Origin of the sequence: Intestinirhabdus alba, assembly GCF_009711095.1 — a bacterium.
GTDB lineage: Bacteria > Pseudomonadota > Gammaproteobacteria > Enterobacterales > Enterobacteriaceae > Intestinirhabdus > Intestinirhabdus alba.
In genome coordinates this window covers 1-18,060 of the sequence record NZ_WMJZ01000032.1, presented here as the reverse complement: position 1 = coordinate 18,060, position 18,060 = coordinate 1, and the positions used below count along the sequence as shown (strand labels likewise).

16 protein-coding genes, 3 tRNA genes and 1 pseudogene are annotated in these 18,060 nt (G+C 56.7%); 11 read left to right on the top strand and 9 right to left on the bottom strand.

Annotation, left to right across the window (positions count from 1 at the left end):
* The first annotated feature begins 88 nt into the window (after positions 1-88).
* Together GJV78_RS18600 and sodB are read left to right on the top strand one after the other, a co-directional pair.
* Positions 89-865: a C40 family peptidase gene (locus tag GJV78_RS18600; RefSeq protein ID WP_167519641.1), complete on the top strand. Its 777-nt coding sequence runs from the start codon at positions 89-91 to the stop codon at positions 863-865.
* Between the two features lie 123 nt (positions 866-988).
* Positions 989-1,570 (top strand): superoxide dismutase [Fe], encoded by a 582-nt coding sequence (gene sodB, locus GJV78_RS18595; protein WP_155109714.1) that lies wholly within the window; start codon positions 989-991, stop codon positions 1,568-1,570.
* Between the two features lie 158 nt (positions 1,571-1,728).
* Here the strand turns inward: sodB and GJV78_RS18590 are convergent, their stop codons facing one another.
* Both GJV78_RS18590 and cydH read right to left on the bottom strand, forming a co-directional pair.
* Entirely contained in the window at positions 1,729-2,895 is a 1,167-nt protein-coding gene (locus GJV78_RS18590; protein WP_155109713.1) for an MFS transporter, read from the bottom strand.
* A 317-nt stretch (positions 2,896-3,212) separates the two neighbouring features.
* The gene (cydH, locus tag GJV78_RS18585) at positions 3,213-3,302 is read right to left on the bottom strand and encodes a cytochrome bd-I oxidase subunit CydH (RefSeq protein ID WP_155109712.1); all 90 of its coding nucleotides are present in this window, start codon (positions 3,300-3,302) and stop codon (positions 3,213-3,215) included.
* Positions 3,303-3,596: 294 nt separating this feature from the next.
* Here cydH and purR point away from each other — a divergent pair, with 294 nt between their 5' ends.
* A complete protein-coding gene (gene purR, locus GJV78_RS18580; protein ID WP_155109711.1) occupies positions 3,597-4,622 on the top strand; it encodes an HTH-type transcriptional repressor PurR in 1,026 nt (341 codons plus the stop codon).
* Here purR and punR read toward each other — a convergent pair.
* Positions 4,619-5,551, bottom strand: coding sequence for a DNA-binding transcriptional activator PunR (punR, locus tag GJV78_RS18575; RefSeq protein WP_155109710.1), 933 nt, complete (start codon positions 5,549-5,551; stop codon positions 4,619-4,621). The genes purR and punR overlap by 4 nt on opposite strands.
* Before the next feature lie 111 nt (positions 5,552-5,662).
* Between punR and punC the strand changes: the two genes are divergently transcribed.
* Together punC and cfa are read left to right on the top strand one after the other, a co-directional pair.
* The gene (punC, locus tag GJV78_RS18570; protein WP_155109709.1) at positions 5,663-6,892 is read left to right on the top strand and encodes a purine nucleoside transporter PunC; all 1,230 of its coding nucleotides are present in this window, start codon (positions 5,663-5,665) and stop codon (positions 6,890-6,892) included.
* Positions 6,893-7,157: 265 nt separating this feature from the next.
* Positions 7,158-8,306 carry a cyclopropane fatty acyl phospholipid synthase gene (gene cfa, locus GJV78_RS18565; protein ID WP_155109708.1) on the top strand — a complete coding sequence of 383 codons (1,149 nt, stop codon included), beginning with the start codon at positions 7,158-7,160 and terminating at the stop codon, positions 8,304-8,306.
* Positions 8,307-8,343: 37 nt separating this feature from the next.
* On the opposite strand, the gene GJV78_RS18560 is transcribed toward cfa, so the two are convergent.
* The gene (locus tag GJV78_RS18560) at positions 8,344-8,985 is read right to left on the bottom strand and encodes a riboflavin synthase subunit alpha (RefSeq protein ID WP_155109707.1); all 642 of its coding nucleotides are present in this window, start codon (positions 8,983-8,985) and stop codon (positions 8,344-8,346) included.
* A gap of 386 nt (positions 8,986-9,371) precedes the next feature.
* Here GJV78_RS18560 and mdtK point away from each other — a divergent pair, with 386 nt between their 5' ends.
* The 4 genes from mdtK (at position 9,372) to GJV78_RS18540 (ending at position 11,135) form a co-directional block, all read left to right on the top strand.
* Complete coding sequence (gene mdtK, locus GJV78_RS18555) at positions 9,372-10,745, top strand: MdtK family multidrug efflux MATE transporter (protein ID WP_167519640.1); 1,374 nt, start codon at positions 9,372-9,374, stop codon at positions 10,743-10,745.
* A 151-nt stretch (positions 10,746-10,896) separates the two neighbouring features.
* Positions 10,897-10,973: transfer RNA gene (locus GJV78_RS18550), tRNA-Val, on the top strand.
* Positions 10,974-10,977: 4 nt separating this feature from the next.
* Positions 10,978-11,054, top strand: a tRNA-Val gene (locus GJV78_RS18545).
* 4 nt (positions 11,055-11,058) lie between these two features.
* Positions 11,059-11,135: transfer RNA gene (locus GJV78_RS18540), tRNA-Val, on the top strand.
* A 186-nt stretch (positions 11,136-11,321) separates the two neighbouring features.
* Here the strand turns inward: GJV78_RS18540 and GJV78_RS18535 are convergent.
* Positions 11,322-12,512 (bottom strand): MFS transporter, encoded by a 1,191-nt coding sequence (locus GJV78_RS18535; protein ID WP_155109706.1) that lies wholly within the window; start codon positions 12,510-12,512, stop codon positions 11,322-11,324.
* Between the two features lie 152 nt (positions 12,513-12,664).
* Between GJV78_RS18535 and GJV78_RS18530 the strand changes: the two genes are divergently transcribed.
* A complete protein-coding gene (locus tag GJV78_RS18530; protein ID WP_155109705.1) occupies positions 12,665-13,561 on the top strand; it encodes a LysR family transcriptional regulator in 897 nt (298 codons plus the stop codon).
* Positions 13,562-13,781: 220 nt separating this feature from the next.
* A complete protein-coding gene (locus GJV78_RS18525; RefSeq protein ID WP_155109704.1) occupies positions 13,782-14,825 on the top strand; it encodes an NAD(P)-dependent alcohol dehydrogenase in 1,044 nt (347 codons plus the stop codon).
* Between the two features lie 174 nt (positions 14,826-14,999).
* Here the strand turns inward: GJV78_RS18525 and GJV78_RS18520 are convergent, their stop codons facing one another.
* From GJV78_RS18520 to GJV78_RS18505, 4 genes and pseudogenes are all read right to left on the bottom strand, one after another.
* A complete protein-coding gene (locus tag GJV78_RS18520) occupies positions 15,000-15,518 on the bottom strand; it encodes a hypothetical protein (protein WP_155109703.1) in 519 nt (172 codons plus the stop codon).
* Positions 15,515-17,179: a TIGR02594 family protein gene (locus GJV78_RS18515; protein ID WP_155109702.1), complete on the bottom strand. Its 1,665-nt coding sequence runs from the start codon at positions 17,177-17,179 to the stop codon at positions 15,515-15,517. The genes GJV78_RS18520 and GJV78_RS18515 overlap by 4 nt, the downstream gene beginning before the upstream one ends.
* Before the next feature lie 11 nt (positions 17,180-17,190).
* Positions 17,191-17,571, bottom strand: coding sequence for a DUF4431 domain-containing protein (locus GJV78_RS18510; RefSeq protein ID WP_155109701.1), 381 nt, complete (start codon positions 17,569-17,571; stop codon positions 17,191-17,193).
* A 21-nt stretch (positions 17,572-17,592) separates the two neighbouring features.
* A pseudogene (locus GJV78_RS18505) lies at positions 17,593-18,060 on the bottom strand (type VI secretion system tip protein VgrG); the annotation flags it as partial.

Genomic DNA, 18,060 nt, shown 5'->3' with positions numbered 1-18,060 from the left:
ACTTTTTCACTTTCTATAGATTAGAATCGTTAAGTTTTTTAAACCTAACCGCAGGCTCTGTTGACCTGCCATAGCAGAGGATTGCTCAGTGGCGCGGATGAACCGGATCTCAATTACGCTCTGTGCTTTACTTTTTACCACGCTCCCTTTTACCTCGCACTCCTGGGCATCCACGCAGACCAGGCTCGCCGCGGACGTTTCTCACGTTGCAAAAAAGTCGGATAAAAAGAAAAGCGCAGCAAAAACCCAAAAAAAGGGCAAGGCCCGTCAGAAAGCCGCTAAAAACAGCCGTAAAATCACCTCTTCTGCCACAGCTCGCGCCCTCCCCGCTAACAGGCTCCAGCGCGTAGCGCTCACCGCACCCCCTAAGTGCGCCGCCCGCAAAGGCCGGCACGCCGTCTGCATGAAGCGCAAGGGCAGAGCCTCCGGTACCCTGGCCGACGCCCATAAGCTGAAGGTGCAAAAAGCCACCACCACGGCGATGAACAAGCTGATGAAGCAGATTGGCAAACCGTATCGCTGGGGCGGCTCGTCACCGCGCACCGGTTTTGACTGCAGCGGACTGGTCTATTACGCCTATAAGGATCTGGTGAAAATCCGCATCCCGCGCACGGCCAATGAGATGTACCATCTGCGCGATGCGGCACCTATCGAGCGCGGCGAACTGAAAAACGGCGACCTGGTGTTTTTCCGCACCCAGGGGCGCGGCGCGGCCGATCATGTCGGGGTTTACGTCGGCGACGGGAAGTTTATCCAGTCTCCGCGCAGCGGCAGAGAAATTCAGATCACCTCTTTAAGCGACAATTACTGGCAGCGTCACTACGTTGGTGCCCGCCGGGTAATGACGCCGGGCACCATCCGCTGACTCCCCCCCTGCGGCGCTCGTCGCAGGGTAAGTTCTTCTTTTTTTGATCCTTTCAATTTGCTACCCTGTCCCTGCGCACCGCAAGGTTATTGTGCATATATATTAATAATAAGGAGAGTAGCAATGTCGTTCGAATTACCTGCATTACCGTATGCCAAAGACGCACTGGCCCCGCATATTTCTGCCGAAACTATCGAATATCACTACGGCAAACATCATCAAACCTACGTCACCAACCTGAATAATCTCATCAAAGGCACCCCCTTTGAGGGCAAAACGCTGGTCGAGATTATCCGCAGCGCCGAAGGCGGAATTTTTAATAACGCCGCGCAGGTCTGGAACCACACCTTCTACTGGAACTGTCTGGCACCCAACGCCGGCGGCGAGCCGACCGGCCGGCTGGCCGCTGTCATTGCCGACGCCTTTGGCAGCTTTGCCGATTTCAGGGCACAGTTTACCGAGGCCGCGCTGAAAAACTTCGGCTCCGGCTGGACGTGGCTGGTAAAAGGCAAGGACGGCAAACTGGCGATTGTATCGACCTCTAACGCCGGAACGCCGTTAACTTCCGACGCCACGCCGCTGCTGACCGTTGACGTATGGGAGCACGCCTACTACATCGATTATCGCAACGCGCGTCCCGGCTATCTGGAACACTTCTGGGCGCTGGTAAACTGGGAGTTTGTGGCGCAAAACCTGGGGGCTTAAACGTGAAGCGCAGAGGGAATTTCCTTCTGCGCTTCAGCGCCGTATCCCTTAATCGGGCCTGACGCGCGTAATCAGGCCCGCCTCCGCAAAGCACGCCACGCCCCTTCAGCTCCCCCGGCGCACGTCCGCAGTCAGCAGACCTTACGGCCGCTCCGGTTTTAGTTTGCCACGCACGCCCCCTCAGGCTGCCGACGAGCAGAGATAAAGACCAGCAGCAGCCCCATTCCCGCCACTATCGCCCCCATAACCGGGACAAAGCTGTAGCCCAGCCCTCCGGAAATTACCGCGCCACCGGCGGCTGCGCCCAGCGCATTGCCCAGGTTAAAGGCACCAATGTTAACGGACGAAGAAAGACCCGGCGCGTCATGGGCCACCCGCATCACCCGCATCTGTAGCGGAGGCACTACCGCAAACGTCGCCGCCCCCCACACCACCATACTGAACGCCGCGCCCGGCTCATTGCGGGCCAGGAAAGGGATCGCCAGCATAATAACTATCAGCAACAGCAGGAAGCCTTTCAGTGTACCGTTAACCGAACGGTCGGCAAATTTCCCGCCCAGATAGTTGCCGATCGAGAAGCCGACGCCGATCAGCACCAGCATTCCGGTGACAAATGCGGGCGTGGCGTGGGTCACGCTGTGCAGCACAGGGGCAATATAGGTATAGAGCGTGAACATCGCTCCGGCCCCGAGTACGGTGGTCAGCAGTGCCGACAGCACCTGCGGACGCAGCAGCACCGCCAGCTCTTTTTTGACCTCCGGGCGCGTTCCGGCTCCCCCCTTCGGCAGCGAGAAAAACAGGCTGATAATGGCGACGATCCCCAGACCCGCCGTCGCGATAAACGACATGCGCCAGCCGATAGTTTCCCCCAGCCAGGTGGCCGCCGGGACGCCGCCGATATTGGCAATAGTCAAGCCCATAAACATGGTCGCCACGGCGCTGGCCTGCTTCTCTTTCGCCACCACGCTGGCCGCAACGACAGACCCCAGCCCGAAGAAAGCTCCGTGGTTCAGGCTGGTCAGGATCCGCGACAGCAGTAGCGTTGTGTAGTCCGGCGATATGGCGGACAGCAGGTTGCCGACCGTGAAAATCAGCATCAGGAAAATTAACGCATTACGGCGACCGCGATGGGAAAGCAGCAGCGTCATCAGCGGCGCGCCGACCATCACCCCCACCGCGTAGGCGCTGATTAACATCCCAGCGGCGGGGATGGATACATTCACGCCGTGGGCGATCGTCGGCAGTAGCCCCATAGGAGAAAACTCTGTGGTTCCGATACCAAAGGCACCAATCGCCAGGGAGAGTAAGGGATAATTTATTTTCATTTAATGATTCCGTCTCGCCGCGACGCGGCGCTTAAGCCCAGATAAGGGGCAAAAGCATGACAGTAATCACAAAAAAAAAGAAGCGGACAAAAACAGAAAAGACTTTTGCCAATCTGATAACAATCTATCGCGCAGAGGGCCTGCGGCCCTGCGGGCCAGGTAAACGCGCCGTGAGAACGCGCGGCGAACGACAGCGCGTTGGCTCTGGATGGTTCCTGCCCGGCGGGAGCCCCGAGGCCGACGCGGCTACGGAATTATCGGGCCAGAACGGCTTTCACGCCTTCCGGCTCCGGCCGCGCGGCTAACAGAGATGCGGTTTAGTGCAGTGCGGCAATTAACCCCCCTGCCACGATCAAAGCCAGGACGATAACGGTGGTCACAACAGATAGTTTAAGATCGGTGCTCATCAAGTTTTCTCCTTTTGATTTACCCACAAAAAGTGATGTTAAGCATTTTTGCACAGCTGAAAGTAAAAATCTCTCCTGTTTTAGGGCGATAACGATTTTTAGCGCTTCCCCTTTTCATCAAGATCGGCCAAAATTCCACGCTTATTCGTTTAACGTAGCGGCCATTGACTCCTTCCTGACGTTCCGCGCTGTTTTTCCGTCTTATCCTACGCCTGGCGTTATGCACAGGGTGTATGAAGGCAAACGTTTACTTAGCGTCCCGGACGGTCAGGAGAGGGTCTGGAGTGAGAAGTAATGGCAACAATTAAAGATGTGGCGAAACGGGCCAACGTTTCCACCACTACCGTATCACACGTTATTAACAAGACACGTTTCGTTGCCGAAGATACGCGCAATGCGGTGTGGGCGGCAATTAAAGAACTGCACTATTCACCCAGCGCGGTCGCCCGCAGCCTGAAGGTGAACCATACCAAGTCGATCGGCCTGCTGGCCACCAGCAGCGAGGCCGCTTATTTCGCGGAAATCATTGAAGCCGTTGAGAAAAACTGCTTCCAGAAAGGCTATACCCTGATCCTCGGCAACGCCTGGAATAACCTTGAAAAGCAGCGCGCCTATCTGTCGATGATGGCCCAAAAGCGCGTCGACGGCCTGCTGGTCATGTGCTCTGAATACCCGGAGCCGCTGCTCGCCATGCTTGAGGAGTATCGCCATATTCCGATGGTGGTGATGGACTGGGGCGAGGCAAAGGCTGACTTTACGGATACCGTTATTGATAACGCCTTTGCGGGCGGCTATATGGCGGGCCGGTATCTGCTGGAGCGCGGCCATCGCGAGATCGGTGCGATTCCGGGACCGATGGAGCGCAATACCGGTGCCGGGCGACTGGCTGGCTTTTTGAAAGCGATGGAAGAGGCGCGGATCGCGGTGCCGGAAAACTGGATCGTGCAGGGCGATTTTGAGCCGGAATCCGGCTACCGCGCCATGCAGCAGATCCTCTCCCAGCCCCATCGCCCCACCGCCGTTTTCTGCGGCGGCGACATTATGGCGATGGGTGCCCTCTGCGCCGCCGACGAAATGGGCCTGCGCATTCCCCAGGACGTTTCGCTGATCGGCTATGATAACGTGCGCAACGCCCGCTACTTTACCCCGGCGCTGACCACCATTCACCAGCCGAAAGATTCGCTGGGGGAAACGGCGTTTAATATGCTGCTGGACCGTATCGTCAACAAGCGCGAAGAGTCGCAGTCTATTGAGGTGCATCCGCGGCTGGTTGAGCGGCGCTCCGTCGCCGACGGCCCGTTCCGCGATTATCGTCGCTAATCCTCCCCGACGGGAGCCGCCTCAGGCTCCCGCAGCCACTCTCTGTTCAGCGTTTCGCTGTCGCCCAGGTAGTCCAGCATCCACGCCAGAGCCGGCGAGGCGTCATTTTGCTGCCAGGTCAGACAGCAGGCGGCATCCGGAAAGGGATTATCCAGGGCCAGCGCCACCCACTCTCCGCGATCGATAAAGGGCTTCGCGAAATGGGTCGGCACCATGCCAACGCATAGCCCCGCCGAGATACAGGTTTCCGAAGACTCCCGATCGGGTACCACCACCCGTTTCTGGTTATCCAGCAGCCAGGTAATACGCTTCGGCAGGCTGCGGGAGGTATCTTCGCGCACCAGAGAGGGCCAGCTGCGCAGCGTATCGTCGCTGAGCGGACCGGGCAGCGACGCCAGTGGATGATGGCTCGCCACCACGCAGCGCCAGCTCAACGTTCCCATATCACGAAAGGCATAGCGCCCGCCCACCGGGATCGCCTGGGTTGCGCCAATCGCCAGCTCAACGCGGCCGTCCGCGAGCGCGTCCCAGACGCCGTTGAACACCTCCTGAAACACCAGCAGCTCAACGTCGTCAAAATGCCGATAGAAATCGACAATCATCTGTCTTGTCCGATCGTGCCTGACGATATTGTCCACCGCGATGGTCAGTTGGCCGCGCCAGCCGTTGGCGATCTGCTGGCACTGCTGGCGGGTGATCTGCATTTTTTTGATAACAGAGCGCCCTTCCTTTAAAAACCAGCTCCCCGCCGGCGTCAGCTCCACGTCGCGATGGCGGCGTACAAACAGCGGTACGGCCAGCCACTCCTCCAGCTGCCGCACGGTATAGCTAACCGCCGAGGGCACGCGGTGCAGCTCCTGGGCCGCCGCGCTGAAGCTGCCGTTGCGCGCCACCGCATCCACCACTTCCAGTGAATATTCCGACCACATTCTCTGCCTGCAAAAATTTTGAATTCAATGGCCAAATATTAGCGTTTCACAAGCGGTTTTGCACTGCCTACACTCTGCGCCAGTGTTTTATCGCTGAAAAGAGAACGAATAATGCAACCTGGAACTGGATTTTTAGCCTGGCTGGCCGGCCTCAGCGTCCTCGGCTTTCTGGCGACGGATATGTATCTGCCCGCGTTTGCCGCTATACAGACGGATTTACAGACCCCTGCCTCCGCCGTCAGCGCCAGCCTTAGCCTGTTTCTGGCCGGTTTTGCCATCGCCCAGCTGCTCTGGGGGCCGCTTTCCGATCGCTACGGCCGCCGGCCAATCCTCCTGCTGGGGCTGACCATTTTTGCCGCCGGCAGCATCGGCATGCTGTGGGTGGAAAGCGCCGGGGGACTGCTGACGCTGCGCTTTGTACAGGCCGTCGGCGTCTGCGCCGCCACGGTTATCTGGCAGGCGCTGGTAACCGACTACTATCCGCCGCAAAAGATCAACCGCGTCTTCGCCACCATCATGCCGCTGGTGGCGCTCTCCCCCGCCCTTGCGCCGCTGCTGGGCAGCTGGGCTCTGGCCCACTTCTCCTGGCGGGCCATTTTCGTCATTCTGTTCGTGATTACCCTGGTTCTGATGCTCCCGCTTCCGTGGCTGAAACCCTCCACGCAGCACCGGGAGGCCGCCGCAGGCAGGCTGACGTTCGCCACGCTGCTGCGCTCCGATACCTGGCGCGGCAACGTCCTGATCTACGCCGCCTGTTCGGCCAGCTTCTTCGCCTGGCTGACTGGTTCACCCTTTATCCTGAATGAAATGGGTTATAGCCCGTCGGCCATCGGCCTGAGCTATGTTCCGCAGACCATCGCCTTCCTGGTGGGCGGCTACGGCTGCCGCGGCGCGCTGCAGAGATGGCGCGGCGAACGGCTGCTGCCGTGGCTGCTGGTGGTTTTCGCGCTGAGCGTCGCGGCGACCTGGGCCGTGGGCTTTATCCATCACGTTTCCCTGACGGCGCTCCTGATCCCCTTTTGCTTTATGGCGATGGCCAACGGTGCCATCTATCCGATTGTGGTGGCGCAGGCACTGCGCCCCTTTCCACAGGCGACAGGACGCGCCGCCGCGCTGCAAAATACTCTGCAGCTGGGCCTGTGCTTCCTGGCGAGCCTGGTGGTCTCCTGGCTGATCGCCGTTCCGCTACTCGCTACCACCAGCGTGATGCTCGCAACTGTGCTGCTGGTCTGGCTGGGCTATCTCCTGCAGGCCCGCGGAGCCGGGCCAGGCCGCATCGCGGCAAACGTTGCGGAAGCGCCCGCCGCCCGCGCCGAAATTAGCGACCGGGTCAATAATTAGTCGGCTAACAATATTCGGTTGTATCATCAGTTTTAGCGGCCTATACTGAAAGCCAGCTGTATATATTACGATAATTGATAGATGTTCTACGGGAACCGGAGCGTTCCCGTCTCACCACGGATGGCCTTTTCGGCAAGGGCCTCTCCCTTCCTCTGTACTACGTCGGATAACAGACTCGCGGGATTACCGTGAGATTTCTCACAACCCCAAAAAAAGCGACTATGCTGTTTTAAGGTTCTGATCACTGACTCGTGATGGAGAAGCAATGAGTTCATCGTGTATAGAAGAAACCAGCGTATCTAATGATGACTGGTATCGTATCGCCAACGAACTGCTGAGCCGGGCAGGCATTACCATTAACGGCCCAGCCCCGTTCGATATTCAGGTTAAAAATCCGCGTTTTTTTAAGCGCGTGCTGCGCGAGGGATCGCTGGGTCTGGGCGAGAGTTATATGGACGGCTGGTGGGAGTGCGAACGACTGGATATGTTTTTTACCAAAGTCCTGCGCGCCGGGCTGGAAAATCAAATCCCGCATAATGTTAAAGATACGCTGCGCATCCTCAGCGCCCGCCTCTTTAATCTGCAAAGCAAAAAACGGGCGTGGATCGTTGGTAAAGAGCATTACGACCTCGGTAACGACCTGTTCAGCCGTATGCTCGACACTCATATGCAATACTCCTGCGCCTACTGGAAAGAGGCCGATAGCCTAGAGGCCGCCCAGCAGGCGAAGCTGAAGCTGATTTGCGAAAAACTGCAGCTCCAGCCCGGTATGCGCGTGCTGGATATCGGCTGCGGCTGGGGCGGGCTATCGCACTATATGGCGGCTAACTATGGCGTCAGCGTAGTGGGCGTGACGATTTCGGCGGAGCAGCAGAAGATGGCGCAGGCGCGCTGTGCGGGCTTTGATGTGTCTATTTTGCTGCAGGACTATCGCGACCTTAACGATCAGTTTGACCGCATTGTCTCCGTCGGCATGTTTGAACACGTGGGGCCGAAAAACTACGACACCTACTTTAACGTCGTGGACCGCAATTTAAAGCCGGACGGTATTTTTCTGCTGCACTCTATTGGCTCGAAGAAAACCGATAATAACGTCGATCCGTGGATCGATAAGTATATCTTCCCCAACGGCTGCCTGCCCTCGGCGCGGCAGATCGCCAACGCCAGCGAATCGCATTTTGTGCTGGAAGACTGGCACAACTTCGGGGCCGATTACGACACCACGCTGATGGCCTGGTACGCGCGTTTTCTCGACTGCTGGCCGGAGATCGCCGATAACTATTCAGAGCGTTTTAAAAGGATGTTCACCTACTACCTGAACGCCTGCGCCGGTGCGTTCCGCGCGCGCGACATTCAGCTGTGGCAGGTGGTGTTCTCTCGCGGCGTTGAAAACGGCCTGCGCGTTCCCCGCTAATTTGCCCTCCCCCGGCCAACGGCCGGGGGCACACTTTTTACGCTTCCTCCTGGCTCTGGCTGACCGCGTTCTCGCGCGCCGCCAGCACCCGCTCAACGGTATCCACCACCGCCTGGGTCTGCGGATCGATCTCAATATTGACGCGCTCTCCGAGCTTTTTCTTGCCCAGGGTAGTGCGTTCAAGGGTCTCCGGGATCAGATGCACACAGAAGCGCGAGGGGGTCACTTCCCCGACCGTCAGGCTGATGCCATCAATACCGATGAACCCTTTATACAGGATGTACTTCATCAGCTGGGGATCCTGCACTTTGAACCAGATCTGGCGGTTATTTTCTGAGGTCAGAATTTTGGCGACCTCGGCGGTGCTCATAATATGACCTGACATCAGATGCCCGCCGATCTCATCGCTAAACTTCGCCGCCCGCTCGACGTTAACGCTGTCGCCCACCTTCAGCTCACCGAGATTGGTAATACGCAGCGTCTCTTTCATTAGGTCAAAGCTGATATGACTGCCGTTAATTTCGGTAACCGTCAGACAGCAGCCGTTATGGGCCACCGACGCGCCGGTCTCCAGCCCGCTCAGCATGTGCTCAGGTAATTCCACCACGTGGGTGCGGAAGTTTGGTTTTTCATCAATTGACACCAGCTTCGCGGTGCCCTGCACAATCCCGGTAAACATACCTGCAACTCCTGAAATCAGTTAATCTCTTCAGCCCGCCACAATAGCAGGTGGACATAACGGTTACCAGCAGCACGCCCCTACGCCCCTTTTTTCACTGGAGAATTGCGCAGCCGTCGCTACAATAGACTGCAATTCCTCCTGCATTTTCTTCTTGCTGCCGCTTAAGGCGGTTTTTTTAGCGCCAGCCCCTGCTGGCGTATCCGGTGAAGATTTTGGCACATGCGCGCAGCACCCGAGGAGAGCCTCGCTGCGCTTGCCCTGACGGGCGTGCAAAATGCTGACCTGTTTTGTCAGGCGCAGACGGGGCCAAAATAGCAGGCAAAATCGCCCTGACGGGCCAGATCCTGAGTCTCTCAAATAACAACAATACAGATGGTGTATAGGTGCAAAAGTATATCAGCGAAGCGCGTCAGTTATTAACCCTGGCGATACCGGTCATTCTTGCGCAGATCGCCCAGACGGCGATGGGGTTTGTCGACACCGTCATGGCGGGCGGCTACAGCGCCACCGACATGGCAGCAGTGGCGATTGGCACCTCTGTCTGGCTGCCGGCGATCCTCTTCGGCCACGGCCTGCTGCTGGCGCTGACGCCGGTCATCGCCCAGCTTAACGGCTCCGGCCGCCGCGAGCGCATCGCCCGCCAGGTGCGCCAGGGGTTCTGGCTGGCCGGTATCGTCTCCGTGCTGATTATGGTCGTGCTGTGGAACGCCGGACATATTATCCGGGCGATGCATAATATCGATCCCGCGCTGGCGAATAAGGCGGTGGGCTATCTGCGCGCGTTGCTGTGGGGGGCACCGGGCTATCTGTTCTTTCAGGTAGCGCGTAACCAGTGCGAAGGGCTGGCAAAAACCAAGCCCGGCATGGTGATGGGATTCCTCGGCCTGCTGGTCAATATTCCGGTTAACTATCTCTTTATTTACGGTCATCTCGGAATGCCCGAACTGGGCGGGGTGGGCTGCGGGGTCGCCACCGCTTCAGTCTACTGGGTGATGTTTATCGCGATGATCGCCTACGTGAAGCGCGCCCGCTCCATGCGCGACATCCGCAATGAGAGCCGCTTCAGCCGGCCGGACCTGGCGGTGATGAAGCGCCTGGTGCAGCTCGGGCTCCCCGTCGCCTTGGCGCTATTCTTTGAGGTGACGCTGTTCGCGGTGGTGGCCCTGCTGGTTTCGCCGCTGGGGATCGTGGATGTCGCCGGCCATCAGATTGCGCTGAACTTCAGCTCTCTGATGTTCGTTTTGCCGATGTCGCTGGCCGCCGCCGTCACCATCCGCGTAGGCTATCGGCTTGGTCAGGGGTCGACCCTGGACGCGCAAACCGCGGCGCGCACCGGTTTAGGCGTCGGCGTCTGCATGGCGGTGCTGACCGCTCTGTTTACCGTCTCTCTGCGTGAGCATATCGCGATGCTGTATAACGATAACCCGGCCGTCGTCACGCTGGCGGCACAGCTAATGCTGCTGGCGGCCGTGTACCAGATTTCCGACTCTATCCAGGTTATCGGCAGCGGGATCCTGCGCGGCTATAAGGATACGCGCTCCATCTTCTTTATTACCTTTACCGCCTACTGGGTGCTGGGCCTCCCCAGCGGCTACGTGCTGGCGCTGACCGATCTGGTGGTGGATCGCATGGGGCCGGCGGGGTTCTGGGTCGGTTTTATCATCGGCTTAACCTCCGCGGCGGTTCTGATGATGCTGCGCATGCGCTATCTGCAGCGCCAGCCCTCTGCGACCATTTTGCAACGCGCCGCGCGATAAAACAGCAACGGCCGCCGGACGGCGGCTATTCTTCCGACGTTTTGCGCATTTCCTCTGCAATCAGGTGAAATCTGGCGGAAAATTGCGTTTTTCCTCTTGCCTCATGGCAGCTCTGCCGCTAATATTCGTCCCCGTTGTCACCTGTAGCACTGCGTTCATAGCTCAGTTGGTTAGAGCACCACCTTGACATGGTGGGGGTCGTTGGTTCGAGTCCAATTGAACGCACCATTCTGCGTCCGTAGCTCAGTTGGTTAGAGCACCACCTTGACATGGTGGGGGTCGTTGGTTCGAGTCCAATTGAACGCACCATTCTGCGTCCGTAGCTCAGTTGGTTAGAGCACCACCTTGACATGGTGGGGGTCGGTGGTTCGAGTCCACTCGGACGCACCAGGTCATCTCCTGTGATTTGGTGCTTTCCTGAATTTTCATTCCATTACGCAAAAAAGCCCGCTTATTCTGTCTGCCTGAACGGGCCTGGTTATATAGCCTGGTCGTCATTTTATCGGATAGGTCGCGCCCGCAGGCCATTCCAGCCTGTCATCGCGCCAAAGACATCGGTACGAAAATGGCTTCCGCTCAGCCGCCGGTAGATCCGGTTCTCCAGGCCAGCGCGGCTGAAGCCAGCAGCAATAGCAAACCGAAGGCGAATGGGCTCCACCAGCCCAGCAGGTCGAACAGCACGCCGCCCAGCCCGGCACCGAGGGCGATCGCGCTCTGGATCACCGCCACCAGCAGACCGCCGCCGGACTCCGCGTCATGGGGCAATGCTTTGCTCAGCCACAGCCCCCACGCAACCGGCGCGGGTGTGGCAACCAGCCCCCAGAGGGCTAACAGCGCCATCACCGCCATATAAGAGGCACCGGCTTTAATCAACAGCCCGGCAACGGCGGCCATAACCAGCGGGATAATTATCAGCCAGCAAAACAGGCGACGCTGCAGCAAATGCCCGCTGAGCCAGGTTCCCAACAGCCCGAAGACGCCCGGCACCAGCAGCGCCAGCGACAGCTGATTCACCGAAAGCCGGGTGACCTCTTCCAGAAACGGGCGCAGGTAGGTAAAAATCGCAAACTGACCCATAAAAAAGAACATGACCCCGGCCATGCCCAGGGCTACCTGTGGATCAGCCAGCAGCCGGAACGGATTGGCGCTACCCGTCCGCTGCGGTCCGGCGGGCAGCGACGGAATCGAGCGCCACTGCCAGATAAAGGCAATTATCGCCAGCGGCACGACGATGAAAAATGCGCCACGCCAGCCGATATACTGGCCGAGAAAACTTCCCAACGGCGCGGCGACCGTGGCCGCAAGGGCGTTGCCGCCGTTGATCAGCGCCAGCCCTTTCGCCACGGCGTGTGTTGGCACCAGGCGCATCACCGTTGCCGTCGACATTGACCAGAAGCCACCGATCGCCACCCCCACCAACGCGCGGCCGGCCATAAACATCAGGTCATTCGCGGCGAAAGTAATAATCAGCCCCGAGAGGCAGAGCAGCAGGGTAAAGCCGATCAGCACCTTTTTACGATCGAGGCGGCGGGTTAAAGAGGCATTGAGCAGGCTGGTCAATACGGCGAACAGGCCGGATACCGAAATAGCCTGCCCCGCCTGCCCCTGGCTGAGGGCCAGATCCCTGGCCACGGGCGTCAGCAGGCTGACCGGCATAAATTCAGAGGCGATCAGAACCACTACGCCAAGCGCCATAGAGAAAATCGCCCCCCACGCAGGATGCTGCGCCGGGGCGTTTAATTTTGTCACAATACTGTCTGAAGTCATTCACAGGTTCCGTCGATAAAAGAGTGCTACAGAGTATCCGATGGCGAATACGGTGATTAGCCGGGGAAATTTGTATGAACCTGTGAAATTAATTCATCAATTCGGCTACACTGGCCGACACGTTGGACCTTAGCGGATTAGAGATCGACAGAATGAACGATATTCTTGCTTTTCTTGCGGTGGCAAAAGAGCAAAGTTTCACCAGGGCGGCCAGACGGCTGGGGGTGACCCCCTCGGCACTCAGCCATACCGTCCGCAACCTTGAAGCGCGGCTGGGCGTGCGCCTGCTGACACGTACAACCCGCAACGTCGCCCCCACCGACGCGGGGGAGCAGTTGATGCGATCCACCGGCCCCCTTTTTGAGCAGATTAACGCCGAAATTGAGAAGCTCGGGGAGCTGCGGGATAAGCCTGCGGGCACGATTCGTATCACCTGTTCAGATGACGCCGCAGAACAGATTTTGCGCCCTGTGCTGCCGGGCTTTTTTGCCAACTATCCGCAGATCAATGTTGAAATCAGTATTAATAATGGGTTTACTAATATCGTTGAACAACGCTTTGACGCGGGCATCCGTCTGGGTGAGGCGGTCAGCCGCGATATGATTGCGGTACGCCTCGGCCCGGACTGGCGGCTGTCGTTGGTCGCTGCCCCTGGCTATTTTACTCGCCACCCCGCTCCGCGCCATCCCCATGAGCTGACAAACCACAACTGCATTAATATTCGCCACGCTTACGGCGGCAGCGTGTATGCGTGGGAGCTGGAAAAGGACGGCCGCGCGATGAACGTGCGGGTACAGGGTCAGTTAACCGCCAACAGCAATATACATATTCTGAACGGCGCGCTGGACGGCATCGGAATCGGCTGCCTCCCGGAGCCAATGACCCGCCCGTTAATTGCCAGCGGTCAGCTGGTCGAGGTCCTGGCCGACTGGTGCCCCACCTTTGCCGGATTTCATCTTTATTATCCCAATCGCCGGAACACCTCCCCCGCCTTTTCCGCCTTTGTCGAGGCGGTAAGGTATCGCCAGGCCGGAGCGCCCCGTGGTTAACCGTACGGTATTAGTGAATTTTATTCAGCAGCGTATGCAATCCCGGCGTCTGTATCATCAGGACGCCCTCTGCTAAATTCGTTGTCACCGGAAGCGGTGCGCGGCGGCGAAAATATTCAGCAGACCGCCGCATTTTTTTCAATACTCATAAATCAACGTAACGACAGTGAAGCGCACACGCGCTTCACCCGCTTTCCCTCTTCCACCAGGAGTTACCGCAATGAAAATTAAAGCGATAGGCGCATTATCTGCAACGCAGCCGCTGGAGGCGATGGAAATCAGCCGCCGCGAGCCAGGGCCGCACGACGTGCAGATTGAGATCGCCTACTGCGGCGTTTGCCACTCGGATATTCACCAGGTGCGTTCGGAATGGGCGGGCACGCTCTACCCCTGTGTGCCGGGCCATGAGATCGTCGGCAGAGTAACCGCCACCGGCGAGCACGTTCAGCGCTACCGGCCCGGCGATCTGGTCGGCGTTGGATGCATCGTCGACAGCTGTAAGCAGTGCGAGGAGTGTGAAGAGGGGCTTGAGAACTACTGCGATAATATGGTCGGCACCTACAACGGCCCGACGGCTGATGCGCCAGGGCACACGCTAGGCGGCTACTCCCGGCAGATTGTAGTGCATGAGCGCTATGTTCTGCGCATCAGCCATCCGGAAGAGCAACTCGCCGCCGTCGCGCCGCTGCTCTGCGCGGGCATTACGACCTGGTCTCCCCTGCGCCACTGGGGGGTGGGGCCGGGTAAAAAAGTGGGGGTTGTCGGCATCGGCGGGCTGGGACATATGGGGATCAAGCTGGCGCACGCGCTTGGCGCGCACGTGGTGGCCTTTACCACCTCGGAATCCAAGCGCGAAGCGGCAAAAGCGCTGGGCGCGGATGAAGTTGTGATTTCCCGCAGTCCTGAAGAGATGCAGGCCCACCGGAAAAGCTTCGACTTCATCCTGAACACGGTGGCAGCGCCGCACAACCTGGACATTTTTACCGTGCTGCTGAAGCGCGACGGCACCATGACGCTGGTGGGTGCCCCGGCAACGCCCCATGACTCCCCGGAGGTGTTCAATCTGATTATGAAGCGCCGGGCCATTGCCGGCTCTATGATTGGCGGCATTCCGGAAACCCAGGAGATGCTCGACTTCTGCGCGGAACACGGCATCGTTGCCGATATCGAACAGATCCGTGCGGATCAGATTAACGAAGCCTATGAGCGAATGCTGAAAGGCGACGTGCACTACCGCTTTGTGATTGATAACGCGACCCTGTAGTCAGGATCCTGTGCCGCACGCGGCGGTGCGGCACTTGCCTGACATGGTTCTCACTTTTACCACAACGATTTTGCGCGGTTTCAGAAGCGGGGCGCTGTCGCCGAACGCCCGACCCGTAAGCTTCCGCTGCGAAGAACAGCGCCGTGGCTACAGGGCAACGACTGCCCCACGTCGCTACTCATCATAATAAACGGGAAAAGCGGCAAGCACTCTGCATATCGCCTGCCCCAGCGCCCGGGGATCGTGGATATCTTTATTATAGAGGGCCGCTTTCCTGGCTGGTTCTGCCGCATCTGAAGAAATACCGTAGAAAATCAGGTAATTACCACTTACTTCATAGGTCAGCAGCGCATCAAATCCCTGCGGGGCCGCGGCGCTTCGATAATTGAGCAGCTTTTTCTGCAGACGGTTAAGCGAACGCTGATTGACTAACGCCGATTTCATCAGCGTCTCATCCAGCGTTTTGTTAATAAAATAGTTGCCGATGGTCAGCGTCTCGCTGTTTCCCTCAGCGTTGGCGCAATAGATCGGCCTGCCGCCGTCCAGATAATCTTTAAAATAACGCTCAACCAGACTTTTATACTCCTCTGCCGAGGTGAACGGTATGATAACAGTCGTCAGCCCGCCCGGCGATCCGGCCAGAGCAATAAAAGACGGAAAACATACAACCATAAATACCAGCACTCTTATCATAATCCACCGCCTTCGTCTTTTTGGGTAGAAACCTTTCCGATTTCAAGGACCTCTTTGTTCACTTTATCGACTTCAACCGTAATCAGATCTTCATCTGAATCCGCATAGTCTTTATAAGTAGCCGGAACATAAAACTTATAAAACTTCTGATAAACCGCAACGCCTTTTACCTTATTTACCGTCATCTTAAAGCGCGCCACGGGGCTGGTTGTTGAGTACTGCGAGGCTTTAATCGTTCCTCCACCAAAAGCAGTTCCTCCCTGATTGCCACCAATGCCAATGATATCGCCGGAGGAAGAAATTCCATACACAAAAGTTACGTGCCCGTTGCCGGTGAACTTATTATTACTGGTAACATAGGTTCTGAAAACCATCAGCGCACCGTAAACGGGCCGCTTGATTTCAACAAAGTTTACCGTGTCATAGGCGGGGAACTGTGACGCTCGCGTATATTTTTTGGAGTAGGGATACCCGCTTTCTTTCAGACAGTAGTTGGCAAATGAAGCGCACCATGCGGTGTTGGCCAACGTTCCCGCCTGGTTGAGCAGGGCATGATAATTATCAGCGATCTCTTTTTCACCTGTGCCATGCCACTGTTTACCTTCCCGGATAACAATTTTCATCCACGGTGCCTGCTCTGCGCTATTGCCAATGTTTGCCTGAGGATAACCCTTATCCGAACTCCCGGTCTCGACAGGCTGTGTACTTTCAGCCCCGGAGGGCTTTACCAGAGGTTTACTGATACCATCCGGAATTTTCAGCTTCTGGCCTACGGTAATACGGTTAGCATTTTCAATACCATTAAGATCGGCAAGCCTTTTAACCGTTGTTTTAATCGCTCTGGCGATTTTACCCAGGGTGTCGCCTTTTTTTACCGTATAGAAAGCTGCCGCTTTTTCACCTTCCTTATGCGTCCCTGTCTTTGCCGTATAGGTTTGAAATTGCTTTAATAATAAGATGTTTTTACTTTCTGTACCGGCTATGGCCGTATAGATAACAGACTCTTTTCCCCAGGGATCGGCCGCGATGAGGTTAATCTGCTTTCGTCCAGGTATATGCGCGATAGCCGGTATCTGACCATAGCGGTTAGTTTTCCACTCATAGGTACATTGATCGATGACCACCTTCACTTTTTCATCGGCCAGCGGCTTATGACCATCGGTAATGGTAATCGTGGTGGCAGGCACGAGCGTCTCTTTTCGGGTCTCTTTTTTATGATAATAGCCCTCGATTTGTTTGATAGCTTCCATCAGTTTTTCAAGGGATGAATCATCTAAATCTTTAATGTATTCATCTGCGCCAACACCCGACTTGTTGATAATAAATCGCGTATATCTTTCCGGATCGTTGCCATCGGATTCAGGAGAGTATACGGCAGCAATCTGACCAACCGTAAAATCCTTATAGGTGACCACGAGTAATATTTTCAGGGCGTTCCAGCCTGTTTGATAGTCCGGAAAGATCATAAAGCGACCGTTTTTTGTCTTACCGACACCTATTTTTAGCGGATCGCAGGGGGATGTCTTTGATGGCCTGATATTACCTGGGTTAAAGAAACGCCAGCTCAGCGTGCCACCGCTCCTCAGGTAACGTGTGCCATCTTCTGCGATATATTCTGCGGTAAGAGAAGACATATCATGTGTTGCACTAATATACTTCATGTTCTAATCCCTTATTTTTTAACCTGTTCCACTTTGTCTGCTAATAGCAGAATCGCAGTATAATGGTATGCAGTAGCGGCCAGTGCGATCTTTCCCGAAACAATTACCCGCCTGTCGGCATAATAACTAAAGCTTTGCTCCAGTCCGTTCAACGGAATAATGGTAATGTCGCTGTTCCAGGCCGGAAATGATGTATCCACTTCGGCAACGCATTTAAGCGGCGTGTCCAGCTGCAGAACCCATTTTCTGACGGGCCTGGGAATATCGTCAGGGCTTTGATACGTTTTAACGACCAGCACTCCCGCAACGCTGGTACTGTCACCATTCTTTAAACAGCTGGCATGAGCCGTGCCAGTGAAAATCATAAATACACAGATTAACAGTATACGCATTTTTCATTCCTCTTCGCGGAGTCAGACCTCACCTTCAACCGGCCCCACGATCTTTGCAATCAGCTCAGCTGGCAGAAAATCGTTAATCTCTTCTGCCAGCTGTTCTGTATAAGGATCATGAACAGCGCTATCGTCGATAAAATTCGTTTCGGTGATACTTTCTGGCGCGCTTTCACTAAACGCTATCGGTGACACAATCCATTCTGTTTTCCCAAGCGTAAGGATCAGCTCATCGGACTCTTCTAGTTTCACGCGCGGGGTTCGCCCGTCTTCACCAATAGTCCCCTGCGAAACGATCTCTCCCGCGCTGTTATGAATAATATAAGGTTTGTTAACGGCATCCTGAGATAATGCGAAGCGTAAACTTTGCGGGCCAGAATCATCGCCTAACACCGGAAACGCCTGAAACGCCTGCTCTGCGGACGCCCGCTCCAGACGGCCGTAGTACCCCGCCTTCGTCAGGTAGTCTCCCGGGGTCGCCGACTCGAT